The following is a 21,098-nucleotide window of genomic DNA, read 5'->3' as shown; positions in this document are numbered from 1 at the left end:
GCCGGATGACCGATCCCAACGATCCGCCCATGGCCGGGCCCGGCACCGAGCCCGGCTTCACCCCCAGCCACGTGGTGCCGCGGGACGGCATGGCCACATGGTCGGCGCCGGACATGGCGCGCCCCTCGGTTCCGCTGGACCCGCTGCTGCCCGTACAGCTCGTCGACCGGCGGGGCGACTGGGCCCATGTGCTGTGCTCCAACGGCTGGGCGGCGTGGGTGGACGGACGGCTGCTGGTGTCCATCCCGCAGAGCCCGCCCGCCGCCGGGCAGCCCCTGGCCCGTACCGCGGACCCGCGTCCCCTGCTCGACCGCCTGGAGCGCGAGGTGCGTCGGTACCGTCAGGCCACGGAGGAGTTGGCCGCGGGGGCGGACGGGGAGGCCTTCCGGCAGCGGACGCGCGGGCTGCGGTTCGGGGTCGTCGTGGACGGCGAGGCGGTCTGGCTGTACGACGCCCAGCACGAGCGGTGGTGCTACTCGGACGGGGGCGCCCTGAAGACATACGCGGCGAGCCATACGCCGTCGAGCACGCCGACCCCGCCCGGCGCGGAGGGCCCCTCGGAGACGTCGAGCACGCCGACCCCGCCCGGCGCGGAGGACCCCTCGGCACCGCCGTCTGCCCCGTCGGCTCCTTCGGCCGCAGCGGCTTCCGGGCCGGAGGGCCGGGTCGCGCCGGAGGCGCCGCCTCCCACGCAGGTGATCGACCAACCCGAGGCCGAGCAGCCACCACCGGCCGCACCACCACCCACCGACACCCCCGCGCAACCCCAACCACCCCCACCCACACAGGTGATGGACCAACCCGCCGACCAACCCGAGGCCGAGCAGCCCGGCGTGGACGATCCGGCCGGGACCGGGCGAGGGGTGGACGACGACGGCCAGGGACCGCGAGGAGGCACGCACCCGCCGACCCGGTTCGGTGATGTCCGGTGACCGGTCCTGGCGCCCGTCCCCCCGGCCGCGACACCGCGCCCGACACATCCGGCCTGACCGGCCGCCGGATCGCGGAGTACCTGCTGGAGCACGAGATCGGCCGCGGCGGCATGGCCGTCGTCTACCGCGCGAAGGACCTGCGGCTCGGGCGTACGGTCGCGGTCAAGCTCCTCGCTCCCGAGCTCGCGCGCAACGACACGTTCCGGCAGCGGTTCGCCCACGAGTCGCGAGTGGCCGCGTCCCTCGACCATCCGCACATCGTGCCGGTGTTCGAGGCGGGCGAGACGGAGGGCGTGCTCTGGATCGCGATGCGGTACGTCGAGGGCAAGGACCTGCGGGCGTTGCTCGACCGGGACGGGCCCCTGACCATCGAGGCCGCCTGCCGGATCGCCCTCCAGGTCGCCTCGGCGCTGGATGCCGCCCACGCCCACGAGTTGGTGCACCGCGACGTGAAGCCCGGGAACATCCTCGTGGCGGAGGGCACCGACTCCGACCGCCCTGAGCACGTCTATCTGACCGACTTCGGACTGACGAAGAAGTCACTGTCGCTGACCGGCTTCACCTCGGTCGGCCAGTTCGTGGGAACCCTCGACTACGTGGCGCCCGAGCAGATCTCCGGCCGCCCGGTGGACGGCCGTTGCGACATCTACAGCCTGGCCTGTGTCGTCTTCGAATCGCTCACGGGTGTCCCACCGTTCCGCCGGGACGACGACTTGGCCCTGCTGTGGGCGCACCAGTACGACGCGCCGCCCGTGCTGTCCGAGGAGCGGCCCGAACTCCCGCCCGCCGCGGACGAGGTGATGGCCAGGGCGCTGGCCAAGTCGCCGGACGAACGGTTCGGCACCTGCCGCGAGTTCGTCGCCGAACTGCGGGCGGCGGGCCGGACCGTACGGCCCGGGGAGACGGCTCCGTCGGCGCAGCGCACCCCGACCCGTGTCGACTTGGCAGCCCCGGGACCCGGGTGGCCGGAGCCGTCACCTCCGCCGCCTCCGCCCCCGGCCTGGGCGGCACCGGTATTCGGCATTCCCGGCACGTAGAGCGCCGCACGTCACCCCCGTGGGAGGTTGCGTGGACCGGTTGCGTGGACCGGTTGCGCTGCGCAGGCGCGGCACGGGGTCGGCCGTACGAGGACCGCTTGCTCGCTGCGGCAGCCTCACTCCACCACGCCGGGGTGGCGTACGCGGCGCGCGAGCAGGCTGCCGAGGAAGCCCGCGACCAGGCCCCAGAGCAGCCCGAATCCGATCAGTGGCAGGAAGTTCGGCCGCAGGAAGACCTCGCCGCCCAGTCCCCCTCCCAGGTCGCCGACGCCGATGACCGTCAGGCCGTAGTGCGCGGAGATCCGGGTGAGCAGCCCGATCACCAGCATGGTCAGGCCCAGGGCGAGCGCCATGCGGACGGCGTGCTGCCAGGGCTTCGTAACGGCCGGGGAGCGGGCCGCGGCCAGGAATCCGGCCGCGAGCAGCAGGACGGCGGCCACGGCCACGAGCAGCCAGGCCCGGCCGTCGTTCTCCGCGAACGTGCCGAGGTCCAGCGTTGCGTCCCGGCCGCCCGAGGTGCGCAGCACCTCGTCGAGGACGTGCGGCATGGGCAGTCCGATGCCTTCGGCGACATGCCCGTCGTACGAGCCCCCGATGCCGATCCCGAGGCCCATCCAGGCCAGGTTCGGCAGGCCGAGGAGGATCACGGCCGCCGTCTCGGCCGGGTGCCCGTGGGTGATGAGCGTGACGAGGCCGATGACCAGCCCGATCACGACATAGGCGAGCAGGAGCAGGACCATCGCGTGCGCCGGCGGCCGTACGGACTGCTGGAAGCGCAGGAGTCGCGAGGGCAGGGGAGCCCGGCGGGAGACGAGGAAGGTCAGCGCCAGGACGGCGAGCAGCCAGAGCAGGCCGAACCCCAGCGTCGGGCCGACCTCGGCGCGGAAGCCGACGGTCGGGGCCGCGCCCAGGGCTTCGCCGATGTCCTCGGCGATGCCGCCGCCGAGGGAAATGCGGAAGGTCTGGCGGGCGACGAGTGCCAGCACCAGGAGGGCCACGAGCCAGAGGACCGCCACGCGGACGACCCGTCCGAGCACCTCGCGGCTGTCGGCCACCGCGCGGCGGCGCAGCGGGATCAGGAAGACGAAGGCCGTGGCCAGGGCACCTGCGAGCGTCACGGACAGGGGTACGGCGTCGAGCGCTGCATTGGTCTGCGCGATGAATCCGGCGTCACCGTGCAGTTCGACGTCGCCGCCGACGGCGATCACGACGGTTGCCGCGATGACGCGCGGGAATGCCCCACCGGGCAGGTCGGTGGCACCCGCGGCCCACAGTCCGAGCGTGGCGACGACCCACATCGTGATCACACCCGCGGCGACGGCCGCGAGCGCGTCCCCCCAGGGGCGCACCGGGTGCGGTGCGGGCCCCGTGGCGCCCGGGGGAGCGGCTTCTCGCGTACGACTCACACCGTCCGCCCTCCTGCCCCTCTCCCGTGCGACTTCCGGCGCATCCCGCCCTGGTCCGCCTCTCATCCACCGTAAGCACGGGGGCGCCGCACCGCTTGCGGGGAGCGTGGAGCAGGAGCACACAATGAGCAGGGAGGGAACGAACGGGATCCAATCGATAGACCTCACAATTTCCCCCTCCACTACGCCCCGGAGGAGCCGCCCGTGACGTCCCAGCCGCCTTCGGACAGCAACGAGCCGCCCACAGGTCCGGGCGGCGAACCGCCGACCGGCCCGCCGTCGGGACCTCTGTCCGGCAGGCCGTCGGGGGAGCCGTCGGGCCCGGCAGGACGTCCCTCGGGTCCCACGGAGCCGGGGCGCCCCTCGGAGCCGTCGGAGCCCTCACAGCCGTCCCGGCCGTCGGGACCGGGCGAGCCTCCGGGCGGGCCCGGGGAGCCGGGCGGTGCTGGACCGGGGGGCGAGGGCGGTGGTCCCGGGGGCGAGGGTCCCGGGGGCGAGGGTCCCGGTGGCGAACGGCCCCGGGCGTGGTGGCGGTCCGCTCCCCGGGTCGCGATCATCACCGGGATCGTGGTGGTCGCCGTCGTGGTGGCCGTCGTCCTGACCCGTTCGACCGGCGAGCCGGAGTCCGAGGAGTTGTTCCTCCAGGCGGCCTCCTCCCAGGGCCCCGACCCGTACTCGGACTCCACGGCCGAGGACTCCTCCGGGATCCCGCCGACGGCGACGCCGAGTGCGCCGCCCAGCGGGGCGGGCGGCACGCGCAGCATCGAGGGTTCGGAGCCGGGCCTGTACGGCGGCACCCGCGACTCCTCCAGCTGCGACGTGGAGAAGCAGATCGACTACCTCTCCTCCGACCGCGCCAAGGCGAAGGCGTTCGCGGGCGTGCAGAACATCGACGAGGGCCGCATCCCGTCGTGGCTGCGCGGCCTGACGCCGGTCCAGCTCCGCGCGGACACCCGGGTCACCAATCACGGCTACAGGAACGGGGAGGCCACCAGCTACCAGTCGGTGCTGCAGTCCGGTACGGCCGTCCTGGTCGACGATCGCGGTGTACCGCGCGTGCGCTGCGCCTGCGGCAATCCGCTGACCCCGCCGTCGGCCCTGAAGGGCACCCCGAAGCAGCGCGGCAACTCCTGGCCCGGCTACAACCGGTCGAACGTCGTGGCGGTCGCTCCCGCGCCGCGCGACATCGACTGGTTCGTGCTCTACGACCCGGACACGGGCGGGTGGTTCGAGCGGCGCGCCGGCAGCACGGGCGGCACGGACCGGCCCACGACGCCGCCGAGCGACGATCCGTACGAGACACCGTCCCCCAGCGGTGACACCTCCCCCTCCACGCCCGCGCCGGACTCGTCGCCGGAGTCCCCCGGTGACCAGTCGCCGGAGCAGCCCAGTACGCCCGAGCAGCCGGACGAGTCCCCGCCGCCCGAGTCACCCGGGCAGCCGGAGAGCCCGGGCAGTCCGGGAACGCCCCAGAGCCAGGGCGAACCGGAGGAACGGGCACCGCAGCCGCCCATCACGTAAGCCGGTGAGGTGGGCCGGACGGGACGGGCACGGGACCGCGCGAGGGCCCTCTCCCCGGCACCTCACACCAGCAGCAGCGCCTTGCCGAGGATCTCGCGGCCCTCCATCTCGGCGTGCGCGTCACCGGCACGCTCCAGCGGGAAGACGCGGCCGATGACGGGCCGGACCCGTCCCGCCACCGCCTCGGCCAACGCCTGTGCGGTCAGCCGCCTGGCCTCCGCGCCTGAGAGCCGTACCTGCTCGATGCCGGACAGCATGACGCCCTTGCTCCGGGCCTCCTCGGGTCGGATCGGCGCGAACGCGTCACCGGGTGACCCGTGCGCCGAAAACATCCCGCCCTCCGCGGTCATCTCGAACGCCTCGCGGCCGATCTCCCCTCCGGCCCCGTCGAAGACCACATCGGGTCCGCTCCCCCCGGTCAGCGCGCGCACCTGGCCGGCCCAGCCGGGTTCGGTGTAGTCGACCACGGCGTCGGCCCCCAGCTCGCGCACCAGGTCTACCTTCCGCTTGCCGCCCGCGGCGCCGATGACCCGGCCGCCCGCCGCGTGCCCCAGCTGGACGAGGAGGCTGCCCAGCCCGCCGGCGGCCGCGAGGACCAGCACGCACTCCCCCGGCCGTACGGGGAACAGCTCCGCCAGCCGCATCGCGGTACGGCCGTCGTACATCAGCGCCGCGGCTTCCTGCAGCCCCAGGCCCTCGGGCACCGCGACCAGGTTCTCCACCGGAACGGCCACCAGCTGGAGGTAACTCCCCTGGGTCCCGGTGTCGGTGACGACACGCCGGCCGACCCATGCGGGGTCCACGCCCTGCCCGGCGGAGACGACCTCCCCGGCCGCCGCCGACCCCGGCACGTAGGGCGGCTCGAGAGTGAACCACGCGCCGCCCCAGCCGCGCCGGATCTGGGTGTCCAGGAAGAGGAGCGGCACGACGCGGACGGCGACCACGACCTCGCCGGGACCCGCCTCGGGATCCGGCGCCTGCTCCACCACCAGCACGTCCGGTTTCCCGAACTGCACGGCTCTCACCACACGCATACCGATCACGCTCCCCGTCCGGACCGCCCGGCTGTTTCGGTACCTGTAGTCCCCAGTCTTGAACCCTGACCTGGAGCGAGGTCAACAGGCCGCCGCGTGCTGTTTTGCCCGGCATGCGGTTTTCCGGTCCGGTGGGCACCGGCCCGCACGGGGCGGCCAGCCGCGGGGAGGCGGGCAGAGGCGGTGGCCGGCTCAGCCCTCGGTGGTCTCGGCGGAGACCCAGGCGAGGTAGTCCGCGCCGCCCGTGACGATGGGCGTCGCGATGATCTCCGGGGTCTCGTAGGCGTGCGTGCCCTCGATGAACGCCTCGAGCTCGCGGTACCGCGCCGTCGTCGTCTTGAACAGCACCTGCCATTCCTGGGCGGTCTCGATCGCCCCCTCCCACCGGTAGACGGATTGGACCGGGGCCGAGATCTGCGCGCAGGCAGCCACCCGCGCCTGAATGGCCCCGCGCGCGAGGGCCTCGGCCTTCTCTGCGTCGTCGGTGGTGGTCATCACGGTCAGGTAGTCCGCCACGTCCGCTGGTCTCCTTCTCGTCCGTCGGTGTCCGGTCGTCCTCGTCCGTCGGTGTCCGGTCGTCCTCGTCCGTCGATGTTCGTCGCCGCTGCTCAGCGCGCCGCGAGCATACGGGCCCGTACGGGGGCGCGCGCGCACGCGGCGCCCAATCGCGCGATGCGGCCGCCCGCGCCTCACGGGCGCACGGCGCGGCCGTCGAGGGGGGGTCGAGGACCGCGAGCAGCGGTCAGCGCGAGGCGATGAGCGCAATGGCCACCCCCGAGGCGAGAAGCCCCGACGCCTGCCCCCGGCCGACCCGTTCGTGCAGCAGCGCCAGGGCGAGGAGGACCGGGATGACGGGGTAGAGCGCCGAGAGAACCGTGGCCACGGCGACGAGCTGCTGGTGCGCGGCCGACAGGTAGAGGACGAGGGCGACCGTGCCGAGACCTCCCGCCGCGACGGCCGGGGCGGCCAGGCGCGACGGCAACCGCCAGGGTCCGCCGGCGTGCCGCAGCAGTACGACGGCCACCGCCACGGAGACGAGACGGCTCGCCGCCACCGGCCACAGGCCCGCATCCGCCGGGACGCGGGCGATGGCGAGGTACTGGACGGCGAAGCCGACCCCGGCGACCAGCGCGTCGGGTACACCGGGCGCCCCGGGCGGGGTGCGTTCGGCGCGGGTTCCGGAGGGATCGCCGGTAGCCGCCCGGTCACCGGCGCCGGGATGCGACACGCCCGCGGGCTCGGCACCGGCCGGGCCACCGCCGTCGTCCGCGCGGCCGGGACGCGGCCGGCGAAGCGCCCCGCCCGAGACCAGCCAGATCGCCGGCACGGCTACGACCATGCCGAACAGCGCGAGAACGGACGGGCGTTCCCCGAGCACGGCGATCCCGACGAGCACGGGAAGGGCCACCGCCCCGACATCGCTCACCGGGACGATCACGCTCATCGCTCCCTTGCTCAGTGCCCGATAGAGATACGCCACGCCGACGCCGGTGCCGAGTCCGGACAGCGCGCCCCAGCCCAGTGCCCGTACGCCGGGAAACGCGTCGGTAGCGGCGAGGGCGGCGACGACGCACAGCACCGTGCCGCCCGCCTGGGTGTGGACCGCGACCGTCGTGCCGGGTGTGCGGCGCGCGACCAGGCCCGCCACGAAGTGGGTCGTACCGAAGCACAGCGCGGAGGCGAGCGCGAGCACCTCACCCATCGGAACCGCTCGTATCCGCGCCGTCCGGCGCCGCCCGTGCGCGGGCGCGCGCCGCCGCTCCGACCGGGCAGCGTTCGCCGCCGCGCACACACGCCGGGCGGTCGCACAGTCGGCACACCACGTACTCGGAGCCGACCTCGTCGTGGAGCAGGCCGAGCAGTACTTCGAGCCCGGCGGCCAGGCCCGCTCGGTCCCTGTCCCCGATGCCGTCCACCAGTGCGGCCAGTTCCTGCTGCCGCGCCGAGAGGGCGGCGCGTGCGGCGGCCCGCCCCGCCTCCGTCAGCTCCACGGCCGCCAGACGTCCGCCCTCGCGGCGGCGGGTGACGAGATCCCGGGCCTGGAGCTGGTCCAGCATGCGCGCGCATGCCGGCTGGCTGAGCCCGATCCGCGTCCCGAGCAGCGTCACGCCGATCCCGGGCGAGGTCAGCAGGGTGACCAGGGCCGCCGTGCCGCTGATGCTCGCACCGGTCGCGTCCGCGGCCGCCCGGGTCATGCGGTCGGAGACGGTCAGCGCCGCCGCCCCCAGCAGGTTGCCGATACGGGCGGTACGGGCTGTGGCTCGACCCCTCCTCGATTCATGCATAACTCATGCATAACTCGATCGCCGGGCCAATGCAAGGGCGGGAGCTGAAACGAAGCCGCGAGCTCCGGGACATCCCGTCGAGCGATCCCCAAGTCCCGTCCTCAGAAAGGACTTTCGGTCCGGCTGCCGCCCGGTCACCGTGCGCGGCCGTACAACCACCGGCCCGTGCCGTCGGTCCCATCGGACGGCTTCAGCGCACCACCCGGAGTCGGGCTCGTTCGCCGAGCGGCACTGGCCCTCGCGAGGGCGGCCGCCCTCGCCATCCGCGCTCCGGAGCCCTCGCCGCCCGGCGGGGGCTCCGCCGCGTCAGACCACCCACTGGTCGTAGGCGAGCTTGCAGACCAGGCCCACCACGACCACCACCAGTACGCCTCGGACGAATCCGGTTCCCCGCTTCAGCGCCATCCGCGCCCCGGCCATGCCGCCCGCCAGATTGAAGACCGCCATGAGGGCGGCCAGCCGCCACAGGACCGTGCCCTGGACGGCGAACATCGCCAACGCGCCCAGATTGGTGCAGACATTGACGACCTTCGTGGTCGCCGAGGCGGTCACCAGGTCCATGTGCAGGATGGCGGCCAGCGTGATGACGAGGAAGGTGCCCGTGCCGGGACCGATCAGTCCGTCGTAGAAACCGATGCCCAGGCCCGCGACGAGGATCGCGGCCAGCACGCGGCGGCGGGTGGCGGGGCCGGGCGCCGGGGCCGTGCCGAACGACGGGCGGAGGAGGACGAACGCCAGGACTCCCAGCAGGACGACCATGATCAGCGGCCGGAGCACGGCGCTGTCGATGCCGGCGGCGAAGAACGCGCCGCCGAGCGACCGCCGACCGCGGCCAGCCCGATCCGTACGGCCGTGCGCACGTCCACCGGTGCTTTGCGCGTGTAGGTGACGGCCGCGGCGGAGGTGCCGACGACGGACACCGCCTTGTTCGTGCCGAGGATGTACGCGGGCGTCAAGTGCGGCAGGCCGACCAGCAGAGCCGGGAGCTGCAGCAGACCGCCCCCGCCCACCACGGCATCGATCCATCCCGCCGCGGACGCGGCAAGGCACAGCAGGAGCAGGGTTGTCAGGGGTATGTCGAGCATCGCGGTGGTGCGGTCGCTTTCACTCGGGCACGCGGCAGGGCGGGGTTCACGCGGTACGGGAAGGGCGGGCCGTACGGGCAGGGCGGGGTTCACGCGGTACGGGGAAGGTCCGCCCGGGAGGATCAGCGGACGGCGGCGCGGCGCATCGCGTAGCAACGGCGCAGCCACCGGGCCCGGCCGGGCGGTGCCGGCTCGAAGGAGACGCGCCTGTGCATCACCCTACGGTTGTCGAAAATGTGGAATCCCCCCGCCTCCACCGTGACCGGCACGCCCGCGAGCCGGGCGACGCACTCCTCGAACGACCGCAGGGCGGCGCGCGCCCACGCGGTCTGGCCGGTGACACGCCCCGGCCCGTAGCGCAGGGCGTCGTTTCCGTCGGGAAGCGTCCACAGCAGGGGGACATCCGTACGCTGCGGCCGGTCGCCACCGGCGGCACCCGTGTACGACTCGGGGGCGCCGACGGCGAATTGGGGTCGGCGCAGTTCGACCACGACCTGGGCGGGGAGCGCGGCGACCACGGTGTCGAGGGGCAGCAGCTCAGTGGGGATCCCCTCGGTGTTGCGCATCCCGTAGAAGGACAGGAAGTGCGGTATGGCCATCGACGCGGCGGCGCCCGCGCGGTGGTCGAGCACGGAGTCGTCCGTGTGCCAGCCGAGGTGGCGGGCGTGACCCCAGGAGGTGCGGGCCCGGGCGGCGTCCGGATGCGGGGCGACATTCCGGATCAGACGGCCGGCGTTCTCCCACACGTAGGCAACCGGGGCCATGCCGAGCAGGTGCAGGAGTCCGAACTGCACGAGGTTGGGCACCTGGAGGACCGTTTCGTCGCTGAAACCGCCCCGTGGCGTGGGCACGGGCCATTCGGGTTCGGGCAGGTTCGTGAGGTTCAGCCAGGGCGTGGCGGCGTGGCGCCAGTCGGCCAGCGCTTCGAGGACCTCGCAGGGGAAGTGGTTCCGTAAGTGTTTCGCGCCGTGTTCGAGATACGGCTGAACGCAGGTGTCGGGAAGAGCCTGACCGAGTTCCGTGTCCCTCACCGTACGCAGGGCGGCGGCGGCTGCGTCGCGCGCGGCGTCGGAGAGACGGATGGGGCATGTGGGGGGAATGTCGGGCATGGCCCCGACCCTAGGCATGGGCGCAGGAGCGTTCGGCCGGATTTGAGGGACATCTGAGGTTTCCCCGGGGGCGGCGCAGCGGAACGGCCGCGCGCTTTCCCGGGAAATCCGGGGGGGCTCCGGGGCTCACAGCCGCCCGCCGGCGTCGCTGAGGGCAGCGTTGCGCGCGGGAAACAGGCGCGATGCGGACGGGAAATGTGCGGCACGCACGCTTCGGACATGGCTCCTCCGACGAACGCCCGCACCCGCCGCACCGGCCGCCGCATCGTGGTGGTCGGCGGCGGCATGGCCGCTGCCCGGCTGGTGCAGCAACTGGCGGCAGGTCACGGCGGTGTCCACCCGGGCGGTTCTGCGGACCACGCGACGGAGGTCGCGCCGGACGTCACCGTCATCGGCGAGGAGCAACACCCGCCCTACAACCGGGTTCTGCTCGCGGAGGTCCTTGCCGGCCAGTACGCGCCCGGCGTCGTCGAGCTGCCTGCGCCCCCGTCCGCTGCCCGCTGGCTGCGCGGCGTCCGCGCCGTACGGCTGGACCGCGCGGCGGGCGAGGTGAGCTGCGACGACGGTCGGCACGTTCCGTACGACACCTTGGTCCTGGCGACCGGCTCGAACCCCGTACTGCCGCCGCTGCGCGGCCTGTTCGAGCCGGACGGGGGTGAACTCCCCCTGGGCGTTCACGCGTTCCGGACCATGGACGACTGTCTCGCCCTCGCCGGCGCCGTACGCCCCGGGGTCCGGGCGGTGGTGATCGGTGGCGGCCTCCTGGGCGTGTCCGCTGCGCGGGCGCTGGCCCGCCGTGGCGCGCAGGTCGTCCTCGCCCACCAGGGTGAGTACCTCATGGAACGGCAGCTCGACGAGGGCGCGGCGCGCCTGCTCCGGCAGCACCTGGCAGAGCTGGACGTGGAGGTGCACACCGAGTGCCGGGTGCGCGGGCTGCTGACGCGGAGCGGTGCGCAGCGCGCGGTCTCGGCCGTCGAACTGGCCGACGGATACCGGCTCGACGCCGATCTCGTCGTCCTCGCGTGCGGGGTCAGGCCGCGCGTCGGCCTCGCGCGGGCGGCCGGACTCGACGTCGCGCGCGGCATCGTCGTGGACGACGCGCTGCGCACCTCCGACCCGCGCATCCACGCGATCGGCGACTGCGCCGAACACGACGGGACGGTGTACGGCCTGGCGGGCCCCGCGCAGGAGCAGGCGGACGTCCTCGCCCGGGTTCTCCTCGCCGCGCGGGGTGGCGCCGCACACGACGGCAGCGCGGAGGCAGGCGCCCCCCAGGACATCACCCCGGGAGAGCGCGGCGCCGCTGTCACCGACTCCACCGTCCCCGGCAGCTCCACTGTCCTCGGCTCAGCTGTCCCCGGCTCAACCTGTCCCGGCGCCGCGCACACCAGTGCCCCGCACGACGGCGGTTCCCCGTCCGCACGCCCGCCCCGCTACACCGGCACTCGCGCCCTCACCCGTCTGACGCTGGCCTCCCCGGCCGCCCCCGCGGCCGCGCCCACGAACGCCCCGGAACGGACCGGTGACGCGAACGCCCCGGCATCCCCGACGCCCCGCCCTCTCGACCTCGCCGCCTTCGGCGAGACCACCCCCGCCCCCGGTGACGACGTGGTGCACCTCTCCGACGCGACCCGCGGCGCGTACCGCAAGGTCGTCGTCCGCGGTGACCGTCTCGTCGGAGGCATCCTGCTCGGCGATCTCGGCACTGTCGGCGCGCTCGCCCGCACCTGGGAGGGCGACGAGCCGCTGCCCTCCGCTCCGTTGCTCCACCTGCTCACCCACGATGGAGGCCCCTGACATGCCGCCCGTCCTGTCGGCCGAGACCCCGGCCGCGTCCCTCCTCACCATCGTTCTCATCGGCCACGGGATGGTCGGCCAGCGATTCCTGGAGGCGCTCGCCGCCCGCGGGATCACCGACCGGGCGCGGGTGGTCGTGCTGTGCGAGGAGCCGCGGCCCGCTTACGACCGGGTGCAGCTCACCTCGTACTTCTCGGGCACCACGGCTGAGCAACTCACCCTCGGGGAGCCGGACTTCATCGAGCGCCACGGCATCGAGCTGCATCTCGGCGATCCCGCGGAGTCGGTCGACCGCGAGGCGCGCACCGTCACCTCCCGCGCCGGACTCGTCGTGCGGTACGACACGCTGGTGCTGGCCACGGGCTCGTACCCGTTCGTGCCGCCCGTCCCGGGCAAGGACTCCACCGGCTGCTTCGTCTACCGCACCATCGAGGACTTGCTGGCGATCGAGGAGTACGCCGCGGGCGCCAGGACCGGGGCCGTCGTCGGCGGCGGACTGCTCGGGCTGGAGGCCGCCGGCGCGCTCAAGGGGCTCGGACTCGACACGCACATCGTGGAGTTCGCACCGCGGCTCATGCCCGTACAGGTCGACGAGGGCGGCGGCGCGGCGCTTCTGCGCACCATCGAGGGCATGGGTCTGACCGTGCACACCGGCGTGGGAACGCAGGAGGTCACCACCGACGGGAGCGGAGCGGTCGCGGGCATGGCGCTGTCCGACGGTTCGACGCTTGCGACGGACCTCGTCGTCTTCTCCGCGGGCGTGCGCCCCCGCGACCAACTCGCCCGCGACTGCGGCCTGGTCGTGGGCGAGCGCGGCGGGATCAGTGTCGACGACAGGTGCCTGACCTCCGACCCTGCGGTCTACGCGATCGGCGAGTGCGCGCTCGCCGCCGATGGGCGGGTCTACGGCCTGGTCGCACCCGGCTACGAGATGGCGGAGACCGCCGCGGACGCCATCGCAGCGGCGGAGACCACGGGCGCGGGGCCTGAGCCCTCCTCGTTCACCGGCGCCGACACCTCCACCAAGCTCAAGCTGCTGGGGGTCGATGTCGCCTCCTTCGGCGACGCCCACAGCGCGGCGCCCGGCTGCCTCGACGTCGTCTACGCCGACTCGCGCTCCGGCGTCTACAAGAAGCTGGTCATGGCCGCCGACGGAGCCCTGCTGGGCGGCGTCCTGGTCGGTGACGCCGAGGCGTACGGGATGCTGCGACCGCTCACCGGCTCCGTTCCGCCCGTCGCACCCGAGCAGTTGGTGATGCCGGCCGGAGCGGGCGCACCCGCGGCCCTCGGCCCCTCCGCGCTGCCCGACGACGCGGTGGTCTGCAACTGCCACAACGTCACCAAGGGCGCCGTGCGCGGCGCGGTCACCGACCACGCCTGCACCAGCCTGCCCGAGGTCAAGAAGTGCACCAAGGCGGGCACGGGCTGCGGCAGTTGCGTGAAGGTCCTCACCAGCATCGTCAACGACGAGCTGGAGGCGAGCGGCGTGAGCGTCGACAAGGGTCTGTGCGGCTGCTTCGCGCACACCCGCGCCGAGCTCTACGAGATCGTGCGCGTACGCGAACTGACCACCTACGCCCGGGTGCTCGACGAGCACGGACGGGAGGAGGCCCGGGGCGGCGACGGCTGCGAGGTCTGCAAGCCGGCCGTCGCCTCGATCATCGCCTCGCTCGCACCGACCCTGGGCGCCAGCGGCTACGTGCTGGACGGCGAGCAGGCGTCGCTGCAGGACACCAACGACCACTTCCTGGCCAATCTGCAGCGCAACGGCTCGTACTCGGTCGTACCCCGCATCCCCGGCGGCGAGATCACGCCGGAGAAGCTGATCGTCATCGGGGAGGTCGCCCGGGACTTCGGCCTCTACACGAAGATCACCGGCGGCCAGCGGATCGACCTGTTCGGGGCGCGTGTGGACCAGCTCCCCAGCATCTGGGCGCGCCTGGTCGACGCCGGATTCGAGTCGGGCCACGCGTACGGCAAGGCGCTGCGCACCGTGAAGTCCTGTGTCGGGGAGACCTGGTGCCGCTACGGCGTGCAGGACTCGGTGCGGATGGCGATCGACCTCGAACTGCGCTACCGCGGCCTGCGCAGCCCGCACAAGCTGAAGTCGGCGGTCTCGGGGTGTGCGCGGGAGTGCGCGGAGGCGCGCGGCAAGGACTTCGGCGTCATCGCCACGTCCAACGGGTGGAACCTGTACGTCGGCGGCAACGGTGGCGCGGATCCGCGCCACGCCGACCTGCTGGCCCAGGATCTCGACGACGCGGACCTGATCAGGCTGATCGACCGGTTCCTGATGTTCTACATCCGCACCGCCGACCGGCTGGAGCGCACCTCCGCCTGGCTGGAGCGCATCGAGGGCGGCCTCGACCACGTCCGCGACGTGGTCGTGCACGACTCGCTCGGGATCGCCGCCGAGCTGGAGCGGCTGATGGCCGACCACGTGGCGCACTACCGCGACGAGTGGGCCGCCACCCTGGAGGACCCCGACCGGCTGCGCCGCTTCGTCTCCTTCGTCAACGCGCCGGGCACGCCCGACCCCTCCGTGCGGTTCGTGCCCGAACGCGAGCAGGTGAAGCCGGACCTGGCCGTCCTGGCCGCCGGCCCCGTCCTTCCCGTCCGCACCCTCGAAGGGAGCTCCGCCCGATGACACTCGCCCCGGACAAAACCGATCTCCACGTGGAACTGCTGGTCGAACAGCAGTGGTTCGCGGTCTGCGACCTCGCCCATCTGACACCAGGACGCGGGGTGGCCGCGCTGCTCCCGGACGGGCAGCAGGTAGCGGTCTTCCTCGACCGCTCCGGCGCCACGTACTGCATCGGGAACCAGGACCCGTTCACCGGCGCGTACGTCCTCTCGCGCGGACTGCTCGGGCGGACACCGGCCGGGCAGCCCTTCGTGGCCTCGCCCCTGCTCAAGCAGCGCTTCGACCTCGAGAGCGGGCGATGCCTGGACGACGAGTCCGTCGCCGTGCCGGCCTACGCCGTGCGGATCGCGTAGGACGGCGGCGCCGGGCGTCGCGCAGGACCGCGGCGCGTGCCCGGGCGCGTGCACGGGGGGAGCGCGCGCCCGGGCCGTGGGTGCGGGGGGAACGCGGTCCGGGCCGCGGGTACGGGGGGAACGAGGTCCGGCCGCGGATGCGGGGGTGCTCCGGATCCGCGAGGCTGCTCCGGATCCCTGGGCCGGGGATCCGGAGCGGGTACGCGCGGTTCGAGTGGGCGCGGCCCATCTCGCATACGCGTCCGGCCGCGCCTAGGCTGACTCGCGAGTAACCGATGGCGACGCACGGCGGACCTGCGGTACGTCCCGCGCCGAGGCGAGGAGAGCAGCAGCCATGAAGCGCTGGACCGCGAGCGACATCCCAGACCAGAGCGGGCGTACGGCAGTGGTGACCGGCTCCAACAGCGGCATCGGCTACGTCACCGCCCGGGAGCTCGCCCGCCGCGGCGCACGGGTGGTGCTGGCGTGCAGGAACGAGACGCGCGGCAAGGAGGCGGAGTCGCACATCAGGAGCGAACTCCCGCAGGCCGACGTACAGTTCACCCATCTGGACCTGGCGGATCTCTCCTCGGTCCGCGACTTCGCCCGCGGCTTCGGCCACGACCGGCTCGACCTGCTCGTCAACAACGCGGGCGTCATGGCACTGCCGCACCGCAGAACCGTCGACGGCTTCGAGATGCAGTTCGGCGTCAACCACCTGGGGCACTTCGCGCTGACGGGACTGCTGCTGCCGCAGCTGCTGGCAACGTCCGGGGCCCGGGTGGTCAGCGTCTCCAGCGCCATGCACACGCTGGCCACCATCGATCTGCGCGATCTCAACAGCGAGCGCGGCTACCGCCGCTGGATCGCGTACGCCCGGTCCAAGACGGCCAATCTGCTCTTCGTCCACGAGCTGGCTCGGCGGCTCGCGCAGGCCGGTTCGGACGTGGTGGCCGCGGCGACCCACCCCGGCTACGCGGACACCGGTCTGCACACGGCGGGCGTAAGGATGGAGGGACGCAAGGGGGCCGAGCGGATCGTGGACCTCGCGCGCCGGCGCCTGGCGCATCCGGCCGAGACCGGTGCGCTGCCGACGCTGTACGCGGCCACGGCCCCCGGTGTCCCCCCGGACTCCTTCACCGGCCCGCGGCGCAGGCGCGAGCCGGGCCCGGCGTGGCGGGCGCCATGGTCCCGCAACGACGCGGCGGGCCTTCGGCTGTGGGGGGCGTCGGAACGCCTGACGGGCGTGACATACGGGGCGCTGGAGCTCTGAGCACCTGACACTCCCTCCCCCTCTCCGGAAGGCGACACCCCCGAGCAGGCCCACGCGGTCGCCGACGCGACGGCGGGTGCGCGCTGCTGGAGGTCGCGGGCGCGGGCCTCCGGCCCATGTGGAGCGCCCCGAGGCCGTCACACAGCGCCGCCCGCGCGGCGCCCGCACAGCCCGGCCCCAACACGGCGCGCAATCCCCGGCGGTTCGTCCGGCGGGACCACCTACGAGGTCACCGGGCCGTTCCGGTGGTAGCGGCCGGCAGCTCCCCGATTCCCGGCACCGCTGCGGCGCCACCGCGCAACAGGGCGGCTCCCAGCGGTGTCAGCGTGTGCAGCACGGCGTTGCCGTGCCGCAGCGTGAGGACGAGGCCCGCCTCGCGCAGCACGCTCGCGTGCTGGCTGGCCGAAGCCGCGGACACACCCACCCGGCGGGCGAGTTCACTGGTGGTGCATCCCTGCCCGATGGTCTGGAGCACGGCGGAGCGGGTGTGCCCGACCAGCTTGCCGAGGGAGGCCGGGTCCTCCGCGTAGGACCGCACGGGGGCGGTCGAGGGGGCCGACTCCTCGGTGTGCTGCACCGGATACACGAGCACCGGGCTGAGCTCCCGGTCGTAGTACGTCACCGGGGTGCTGCGGCAGAAGAACGACGGCTGGAGCAGCAGCCCCCGGCCGCTCAGATACAGGTCGCGGTCCACCGGGTAGTCCGCCTCCAGCACCGGTGAGCGCCAGCGCATCATCGGCGGCAGGGAGGTCAGCAACTGGTCGGCGCCGCCGTCCAGAAGCGCCCGGCCGCGGGCGGCGCGGTCGGCTTCGATCTGCGCCCGTACATGCGGCCAGTACGGCGCTATGGCCGCCTTGTGGTAGCTCCGCAGACTGCCGATGAGCCGGCCGATCGCCCCCGTGTCGCCCTCGCCGAGGGCATGCACCCACGCCTGGCGTGAACGCTGCTTGCCCAGCAGCCGTATGTCGCGGTGGAGGCGGTGGTCCGGTGTCTCGCGCAGTGCCTCGATGGCCGGCTCCACACCGATGGCGCCCTCGGGCGGGGTGAGGAAGTCCGGGAAATATCCCCGGGTCGGAACGAGCGAGGCGAGCAGGCGTGTTTCACCGTTCAACCTGGTCCGGGTTTCCCCCCGCCATTGACGGAAGACCGAGGCTCCCCGTTTGTCGCGTAGACGATGAAAACTGAGGATGGATTCCCACAGCGCGTCCGGACGTGCAGCAATCCGGATCCGGGCGAGGTCAAGCCCGGTGAAATGGATGCGTAGCACCAAACCCCCACAAGTGGCCCCCCGCCTTTGTCCCGGTCACCGAGTATGCACACCGGCACGGACGGTGACCACGCCCTTTTGGCCACAGTTGAAACGGGTCGCCGCCATACGCCCGAAACGAAATGCTGTATGTCGTTGGGCACACGGAAGCCGCCGATGCAGCTGTTGTGGGGGCAGTACGGCGACCGTTTCCGGGCGGCTTTGGGTACCGCCACGTGTCCGGCAGGGGTTACGGCCTGCGGTCTGGTACCTCGAGCCCGTCCGGACCGCAGGCCGACGCCCCGCCTCCTCGCACCACCGGCACACGCCGAGAATCCGCCCGGGCAAAAGCCCCGGGCGGATTCCTGGCTTGAGGTGCACGCAGCGTCGACGATGAAATCCGGACAGGCACCGGGACCCCGCACCCAGGACCCGCCGCACACCAACCTCCCATAGGTGACAGCGAGTTAAGCGCGTACATTCCGCGCGGGTGCCGGGGAACACCGCCGGCCGCGCCTCGCTCCTTATCAACAACCGCCACGGAAAAGTGACCTGGGTCATAGATCCCGGCCGTATCCGGAACCCGCGCTTCTGAACCCACCTCAACGCGCGCGCCGGTCAGTCGAGGCAGAACTCGTTGTCCTCGGGGTCGGCCATCACGATGTGACCCGCACCGAGCGGGGGAGCGGGTTCATGGCGCCGGACCCGGGTGGCGCCGTGGGAGACGAGCCGCTCGGCCTCGGCTTCCAGGGCCGCCATCCGCGCGTCGCCCTCCAGCCCGGGCGCCGCTCGCACATCGAGGTGCACCCGATTCTTGGCCTGCTTGCCCTCCGGCACCCGCTGGAAGAACAGCCGCGGCCCGGAGCCCTCGGGATCGCACACCGCCGAGGCGTCGTTGCGGTTCTCGGGCGGCACACCCATGGCCTCCAAGGCCTGTTCCCACGACTCGAAACCCTCGGGCGGGTCCTGCAGCCGGTAGCCGAGGACCTCGGCCCAGAACGCGCCCAGCCCGGCCGGATCGGCGCAGTCGAAAGTGATCTGGACGTCGCGGGCCATCTCAGCTCGCCTCCCTCCGGGTGTGCTGATGGGTGTGCAGGTGGAGGTCGCGGAGCAGGCACACCTCGGCCAGATGGTGGATCAGCTCACGGTTGATGTGCAGCACGAGCGCTGCCAGAGGACGCTCGGCGTACGGACCCTCCGCCTCTCCGCACGGGCGGGCGAGGCCGGATTCGCCGAGGGACTCGACCCCGGCCAGCCATGTGGCGTATTCCGCGTCGAGCTGGGCCAGTGCCGCGGACGCGGTCGCGGCGTACTCGAACGACTGGTAGTCCGTGGGCGTGCGACCGAAGTGAGCGGCGTTGCGCATCCCGAGCACCCCCACGATCACGTGCCCGAGCCGCCAGGCGATCGTCGTGATCGGTGACGGGTCGGGCTCCGGCATCGCGAAGTCGATGGTCATGGCGCCGGACCCGGCTTGCACCGGTGCGGCTCCGGTGCCGCGCGGGCGCACGCTCCAGCAGCCGGGTGCCGGTTCCCAGAAGTACTCGTCGTCGGTGAGTCCGTCGAGGCGCTCGCGCAACTGGTCGGTCCAGTGCCGGTCGAGCTGTTCCCTGAGCAGGTGGTTCCAGTTCTGATCGGTCATGGCTCCACCCTCCCGCAGATACCGGACAGGATCGTTCCGTGATCCATGGGACGATGGGCGCGTGACCGTCGAGGCAACGACAGAACGGGTGCTGCGCCTGCTGGCACTGCTGCAGCGGCGGCCGTCCTGGACCGCCGCCGAACTCGCCGCTGAACTGGGAGTCACCGACCGTTCGGTGCGCCGCGACGTCGAGCGGCTGCGCGCGCTCGGCTATCCCGTACACGCGACGGCGGGCGTCGGCGGCGGCTACCGGCTCGGTGCGGGCACCCGGCTGCCGCCGCTGCTCCTCGACGACGAGGAGGCGATCGCGGCGGCCGTGTCCCTGCGGCTCGCGTCGGGTGGCACGGTCGCCGGTGCGGGTGAGGCGGCACTGCGGGCGCTCGCAAAGCTCGACCAGGTGATGCCGCCCCGGCTGCGCGCCGAGGTGCGGGCGGTGCACGGCGCCACCGAGACCCTCGTCGGCCCCGGCGTCGAGATCGACGCGGAGCTGCTGGTGACGCTCGCACGTGCCTGCCGCGACGCCGTACGGGTGCGGTTCCGTTATGCCGGCCGCCACGGCCGGGAGCACGAGCGCACGGTAGAGCCGGTACGGATGGTCACCACCGGCCGTCGCTGGTACCTGATGGCTTGGGACGTCGACCGCGACGACTGGCGCACCTTCCGGCTGGACCGGATGCGCGACGCAGTGGCGACGACTTGGCGGTTCCGGACGAGGGAGCATCCGGACCCGGTCGCCTACGTGCGGCATTCCGTGACCGAGGCGCCGTACGAGTACCTCGCCCGGGTTCGGCTGCACGCCCGGCCCGACCGGGTACGGGAGCTGGTGCCGCCCCAGGTGGGGCGTGTGGAGGACGAGCGTGACGGCTGGTGCGTGCTGGTCGTCGGCGGGGAGAATCTGGACTGGCTCGCGGTGCACGTGGCCCGCCTGGGCTTCGAGGCGGAGGTGCTGGAACCTCCGGAGCTGCGGGAGGCCGCTGCCCGGCTCGCCCGTCGCCTCGCGGGGATGTCCGGAACCGACGGACTCATTCCGCCCTCGGCGCCGTTCCCAGCAGCGGAGGCGGAGTCAGCGCCCGGTCGGCCGAGGTACTGAATGCGGGGAATCCGGATGCGTCGCCACAACGGCATCACCGGGGCGGCCGCCCGACATCGCATCCGGGCGGCCCCACCCGGTGGGGCAGAGCGTTCAGTTGGGGGTGGTCGGCGCCATGGAACGGACCGACGGGGCTGCGTCATGGCTTTCGACGCAGGTCGTGCCGGTCTGTGGGCGCTGCCGGCGGCCGCGTCGGCGTCTCCGCGTTGACAGCGGCACGAATGGCCGAGCCGTACCCGGAGCTGCTTGCGGCCAGCTCACATCTGCTCGCTGTGGGGCACGCACCCGGGGAAAGCGGCAGCTCACGCCGGGATAGCTAAGGCTGGGGCTCTGACATCAACATCCACAAACTACCTCGTACCCGCACGCACACTGGCGCCCATCGACGCTGTGGCAGGGCCATGAGATGACATTCCCCGGCTCGCCTGAAAAGCGGAAGGTCGCCGGTTCGACCCCGGTCCCAGCCACCGTCGCCCACCAGGGCAAACGGCCCCGACACATGATCGTGTCAGGGCCGTTCTTCTGTGTCTGCGCCAACCCGTACGCCAACGGGATCGGAAAGCCCGTCAGCGTTCATTCCGAGTCGTCCGCTGAACACACCTGTCGGCGGCCGCGTTTCCGCGGATGTGCCTGTCGTTCGGGTACGCGCTGTCGTATCTCTTGTA

At 73.0% G+C, this 21,098-nt stretch carries 17 protein-coding genes and 2 pseudogenes; 9 read left to right on the top strand and 10 right to left on the bottom strand.

Translation table 11 applies throughout. The annotated features are described in order from the left end of the window. Positions 1 to 5 precede the first annotated feature (5 nt). Entirely contained in the window at positions 6 to 932 is a 927-nt protein-coding gene (locus AB0M26_RS13120; RefSeq protein ID WP_365259116.1) for a hypothetical protein, read from the top strand. Beyond that, on the top strand, positions 929 to 1,969 hold the full coding sequence (locus AB0M26_RS13115; RefSeq protein WP_365259113.1) for a serine/threonine-protein kinase: 1,041 nt from the start codon (positions 929 to 931) through the stop codon (positions 1,967 to 1,969). The genes AB0M26_RS13120 and AB0M26_RS13115 overlap by 4 nt, the downstream gene beginning before the upstream one ends. Before the next feature lie 116 nt (positions 1,970 to 2,085). Here AB0M26_RS13115 and AB0M26_RS13110 read toward each other — a convergent pair whose 3' ends face one another. Continuing rightward, the gene (locus tag AB0M26_RS13110) at positions 2,086 to 3,318 is read right to left on the bottom strand and encodes a streptophobe family protein (protein WP_365259425.1); all 1,233 of its coding nucleotides are present in this window, start codon (positions 3,316 to 3,318) and stop codon (positions 2,086 to 2,088) included. Positions 3,319 to 3,942: 624 nt separating this feature from the next. On the opposite strand from AB0M26_RS13110, the gene AB0M26_RS13105 reads away from it, so the two are divergent. After that, the gene (locus AB0M26_RS13105) at positions 3,943 to 4,896 is read left to right on the top strand and encodes a DUF6777 domain-containing protein (protein ID WP_365259110.1); all 954 of its coding nucleotides are present in this window, start codon (positions 3,943 to 3,945) and stop codon (positions 4,894 to 4,896) included. A 62-nt stretch (positions 4,897 to 4,958) separates the two neighbouring features. Here the strand turns inward: AB0M26_RS13105 and AB0M26_RS13100 are convergent, their stop codons facing one another. The 6 genes and pseudogenes from AB0M26_RS13100 to AB0M26_RS13075 all read right to left on the bottom strand — a co-directional run bounded on the left by AB0M26_RS13100 (position 4,959) and on the right by AB0M26_RS13075 (position 10,409). After that, positions 4,959 to 5,930: a zinc-binding dehydrogenase gene (locus AB0M26_RS13100; protein ID WP_365259107.1), complete on the bottom strand. Its 972-nt coding sequence runs from the start codon at positions 5,928 to 5,930 to the stop codon at positions 4,959 to 4,961. Between the two features lie 192 nt (positions 5,931 to 6,122). Next, complete coding sequence (cutA, locus tag AB0M26_RS13095) at positions 6,123 to 6,446, bottom strand: divalent-cation tolerance protein CutA (protein WP_365259104.1); 324 nt, start codon at positions 6,444 to 6,446, stop codon at positions 6,123 to 6,125. 226 nt (positions 6,447 to 6,672) lie between these two features. Then, positions 6,673 to 7,632 (bottom strand): EamA family transporter, encoded by a 960-nt coding sequence (locus tag AB0M26_RS13090; protein WP_365259101.1) that lies wholly within the window; start codon positions 7,630 to 7,632, stop codon positions 6,673 to 6,675. Further along, positions 7,625 to 8,215, bottom strand: coding sequence for a MarR family transcriptional regulator (locus AB0M26_RS13085; RefSeq protein WP_365259098.1), 591 nt, complete (start codon positions 8,213 to 8,215; stop codon positions 7,625 to 7,627). Before AB0M26_RS13085 ends, AB0M26_RS13090 begins: the two co-directional genes overlap by 8 nt. A 306-nt stretch (positions 8,216 to 8,521) precedes the next feature. Next, a pseudogene (locus tag AB0M26_RS13080) lies at positions 8,522 to 9,300 on the bottom strand (TSUP family transporter). Between the two features lie 122 nt (positions 9,301 to 9,422). After that, positions 9,423 to 10,409, bottom strand: coding sequence for a TauD/TfdA family dioxygenase (locus AB0M26_RS13075; protein WP_365259095.1), 987 nt, complete (start codon positions 10,407 to 10,409; stop codon positions 9,423 to 9,425). 219 nt (positions 10,410 to 10,628) lie between these two features. Between AB0M26_RS13075 and AB0M26_RS13070 the strand changes: the two genes are divergently transcribed. From AB0M26_RS13070 to AB0M26_RS13055, 4 genes are all read left to right on the top strand, one after another. Then, positions 10,629 to 12,206: an FAD-dependent oxidoreductase gene (locus tag AB0M26_RS13070; RefSeq protein ID WP_365259092.1), complete on the top strand. Its 1,578-nt coding sequence runs from the start codon at positions 10,629 to 10,631 to the stop codon at positions 12,204 to 12,206. A gap of 1 nt (position 12,207) precedes the next feature. Beyond that, positions 12,208 to 14,853, top strand: coding sequence for a nitrite reductase large subunit NirB (gene nirB / locus AB0M26_RS13065; protein WP_365259089.1), 2,646 nt, complete (start codon positions 12,208 to 12,210; stop codon positions 14,851 to 14,853). Further along, positions 14,850 to 15,203, top strand: a complete 354-nt coding sequence (gene nirD, locus AB0M26_RS13060) for a nitrite reductase small subunit NirD (protein WP_365259086.1) — start codon at positions 14,850 to 14,852, stop codon at positions 15,201 to 15,203. Before nirB ends, nirD begins: the two co-directional genes overlap by 4 nt. 334 nt (positions 15,204 to 15,537) lie before the next feature. After that, complete coding sequence (locus AB0M26_RS13055; protein WP_365259083.1) at positions 15,538 to 16,455, top strand: oxidoreductase; 918 nt, start codon at positions 15,538 to 15,540, stop codon at positions 16,453 to 16,455. A gap of 229 nt (positions 16,456 to 16,684) precedes the next feature. Here the strand turns inward: AB0M26_RS13055 and AB0M26_RS13050 are convergent, their stop codons facing one another. The 3 genes from AB0M26_RS13050 to AB0M26_RS13040 all read right to left on the bottom strand — a co-directional run bounded on the left by AB0M26_RS13050 (position 16,685) and on the right by AB0M26_RS13040 (position 19,343). Next, positions 16,685 to 17,722 carry a helix-turn-helix domain-containing protein gene (locus tag AB0M26_RS13050; protein WP_365259080.1) on the bottom strand — a complete coding sequence of 346 codons (1,038 nt, stop codon included), beginning with the start codon at positions 17,720 to 17,722 and terminating at the stop codon, positions 16,685 to 16,687. A 597-nt stretch (positions 17,723 to 18,319) separates the two neighbouring features. After that, positions 18,320 to 18,757: a VOC family protein gene (locus tag AB0M26_RS13045; RefSeq protein WP_365259077.1), complete on the bottom strand. Its 438-nt coding sequence runs from the start codon at positions 18,755 to 18,757 to the stop codon at positions 18,320 to 18,322. Position 18,758: 1 nt separating this feature from the next. Further along, a complete protein-coding gene (locus AB0M26_RS13040; RefSeq protein WP_365259074.1) occupies positions 18,759 to 19,343 on the bottom strand; it encodes a DinB family protein in 585 nt (194 codons plus the stop codon). A gap of 61 nt (positions 19,344 to 19,404) precedes the next feature. Here AB0M26_RS13040 and AB0M26_RS13035 point away from each other — a divergent pair, with 61 nt between their 5' ends. After that, positions 19,405 to 20,433 carry a YafY family protein gene (locus AB0M26_RS13035; protein WP_365259072.1) on the top strand — a complete coding sequence of 343 codons (1,029 nt, stop codon included), beginning with the start codon at positions 19,405 to 19,407 and terminating at the stop codon, positions 20,431 to 20,433. A gap of 200 nt (positions 20,434 to 20,633) precedes the next feature. Next, positions 20,634 to 20,753 (top strand): annotated as a pseudogene (locus AB0M26_RS13030) (SAM-dependent methyltransferase); the annotation flags it as partial. Positions 20,754 to 21,098: the final 345 nt, after the last annotated feature.

The sequence above is a fragment of the Streptomyces sp. NPDC051776 genome, from assembly GCF_040681345.1.
GTDB lineage: Bacteria > Actinomycetota > Actinomycetes > Streptomycetales > Streptomycetaceae > Streptomyces.
Note: the sequence above shows the minus strand (reverse complement) of the source record. Positions and strands in the feature narration are given on the sequence as shown.

Coding starts and splice junctions, on each gene's coding strand:
- AB0M26_RS13120 (WP_365259116.1), top strand. CDS start 6: ATGACCGATCCCAACGATCCGCCCATGGCCGGGCCCGGCACCGAGCCC.
- AB0M26_RS13100 (WP_365259107.1), bottom strand. CDS start 5,930: ATGCGTGTGGTGAGAGCCGTGCAGTTCGGGAAACCGGACGTGCTGGTG.
- AB0M26_RS13090 (WP_365259101.1), bottom strand. CDS start 7,632: ATGGGTGAGGTGCTCGCGCTCGCCTCCGCGCTGTGCTTCGGTACGACC.
- AB0M26_RS13085 (WP_365259098.1), bottom strand. CDS start 8,215: ATGCATGAATCGAGGAGGGGTCGAGCCACAGCCCGTACCGCCCGTATC.
- AB0M26_RS13075 (WP_365259095.1), bottom strand. CDS start 10,409: ATGCCCGACATTCCCCCCACATGCCCCATCCGTCTCTCCGACGCCGCG.
- AB0M26_RS13070 (WP_365259092.1), top strand. CDS start 10,629: ATGGCTCCTCCGACGAACGCCCGCACCCGCCGCACCGGCCGCCGCATC.
- nirB (WP_365259089.1), top strand. CDS start 12,208: ATGCCGCCCGTCCTGTCGGCCGAGACCCCGGCCGCGTCCCTCCTCACC.
- nirD (WP_365259086.1), top strand. CDS start 14,850: ATGACACTCGCCCCGGACAAAACCGATCTCCACGTGGAACTGCTGGTC.
- AB0M26_RS13055 (WP_365259083.1), top strand. CDS start 15,538: ATGAAGCGCTGGACCGCGAGCGACATCCCAGACCAGAGCGGGCGTACG.
- AB0M26_RS13045 (WP_365259077.1), bottom strand. CDS start 18,757: ATGGCCCGCGACGTCCAGATCACTTTCGACTGCGCCGATCCGGCCGGG.
- AB0M26_RS13040 (WP_365259074.1), bottom strand. CDS start 19,343: ATGACCGATCAGAACTGGAACCACCTGCTCAGGGAACAGCTCGACCGG.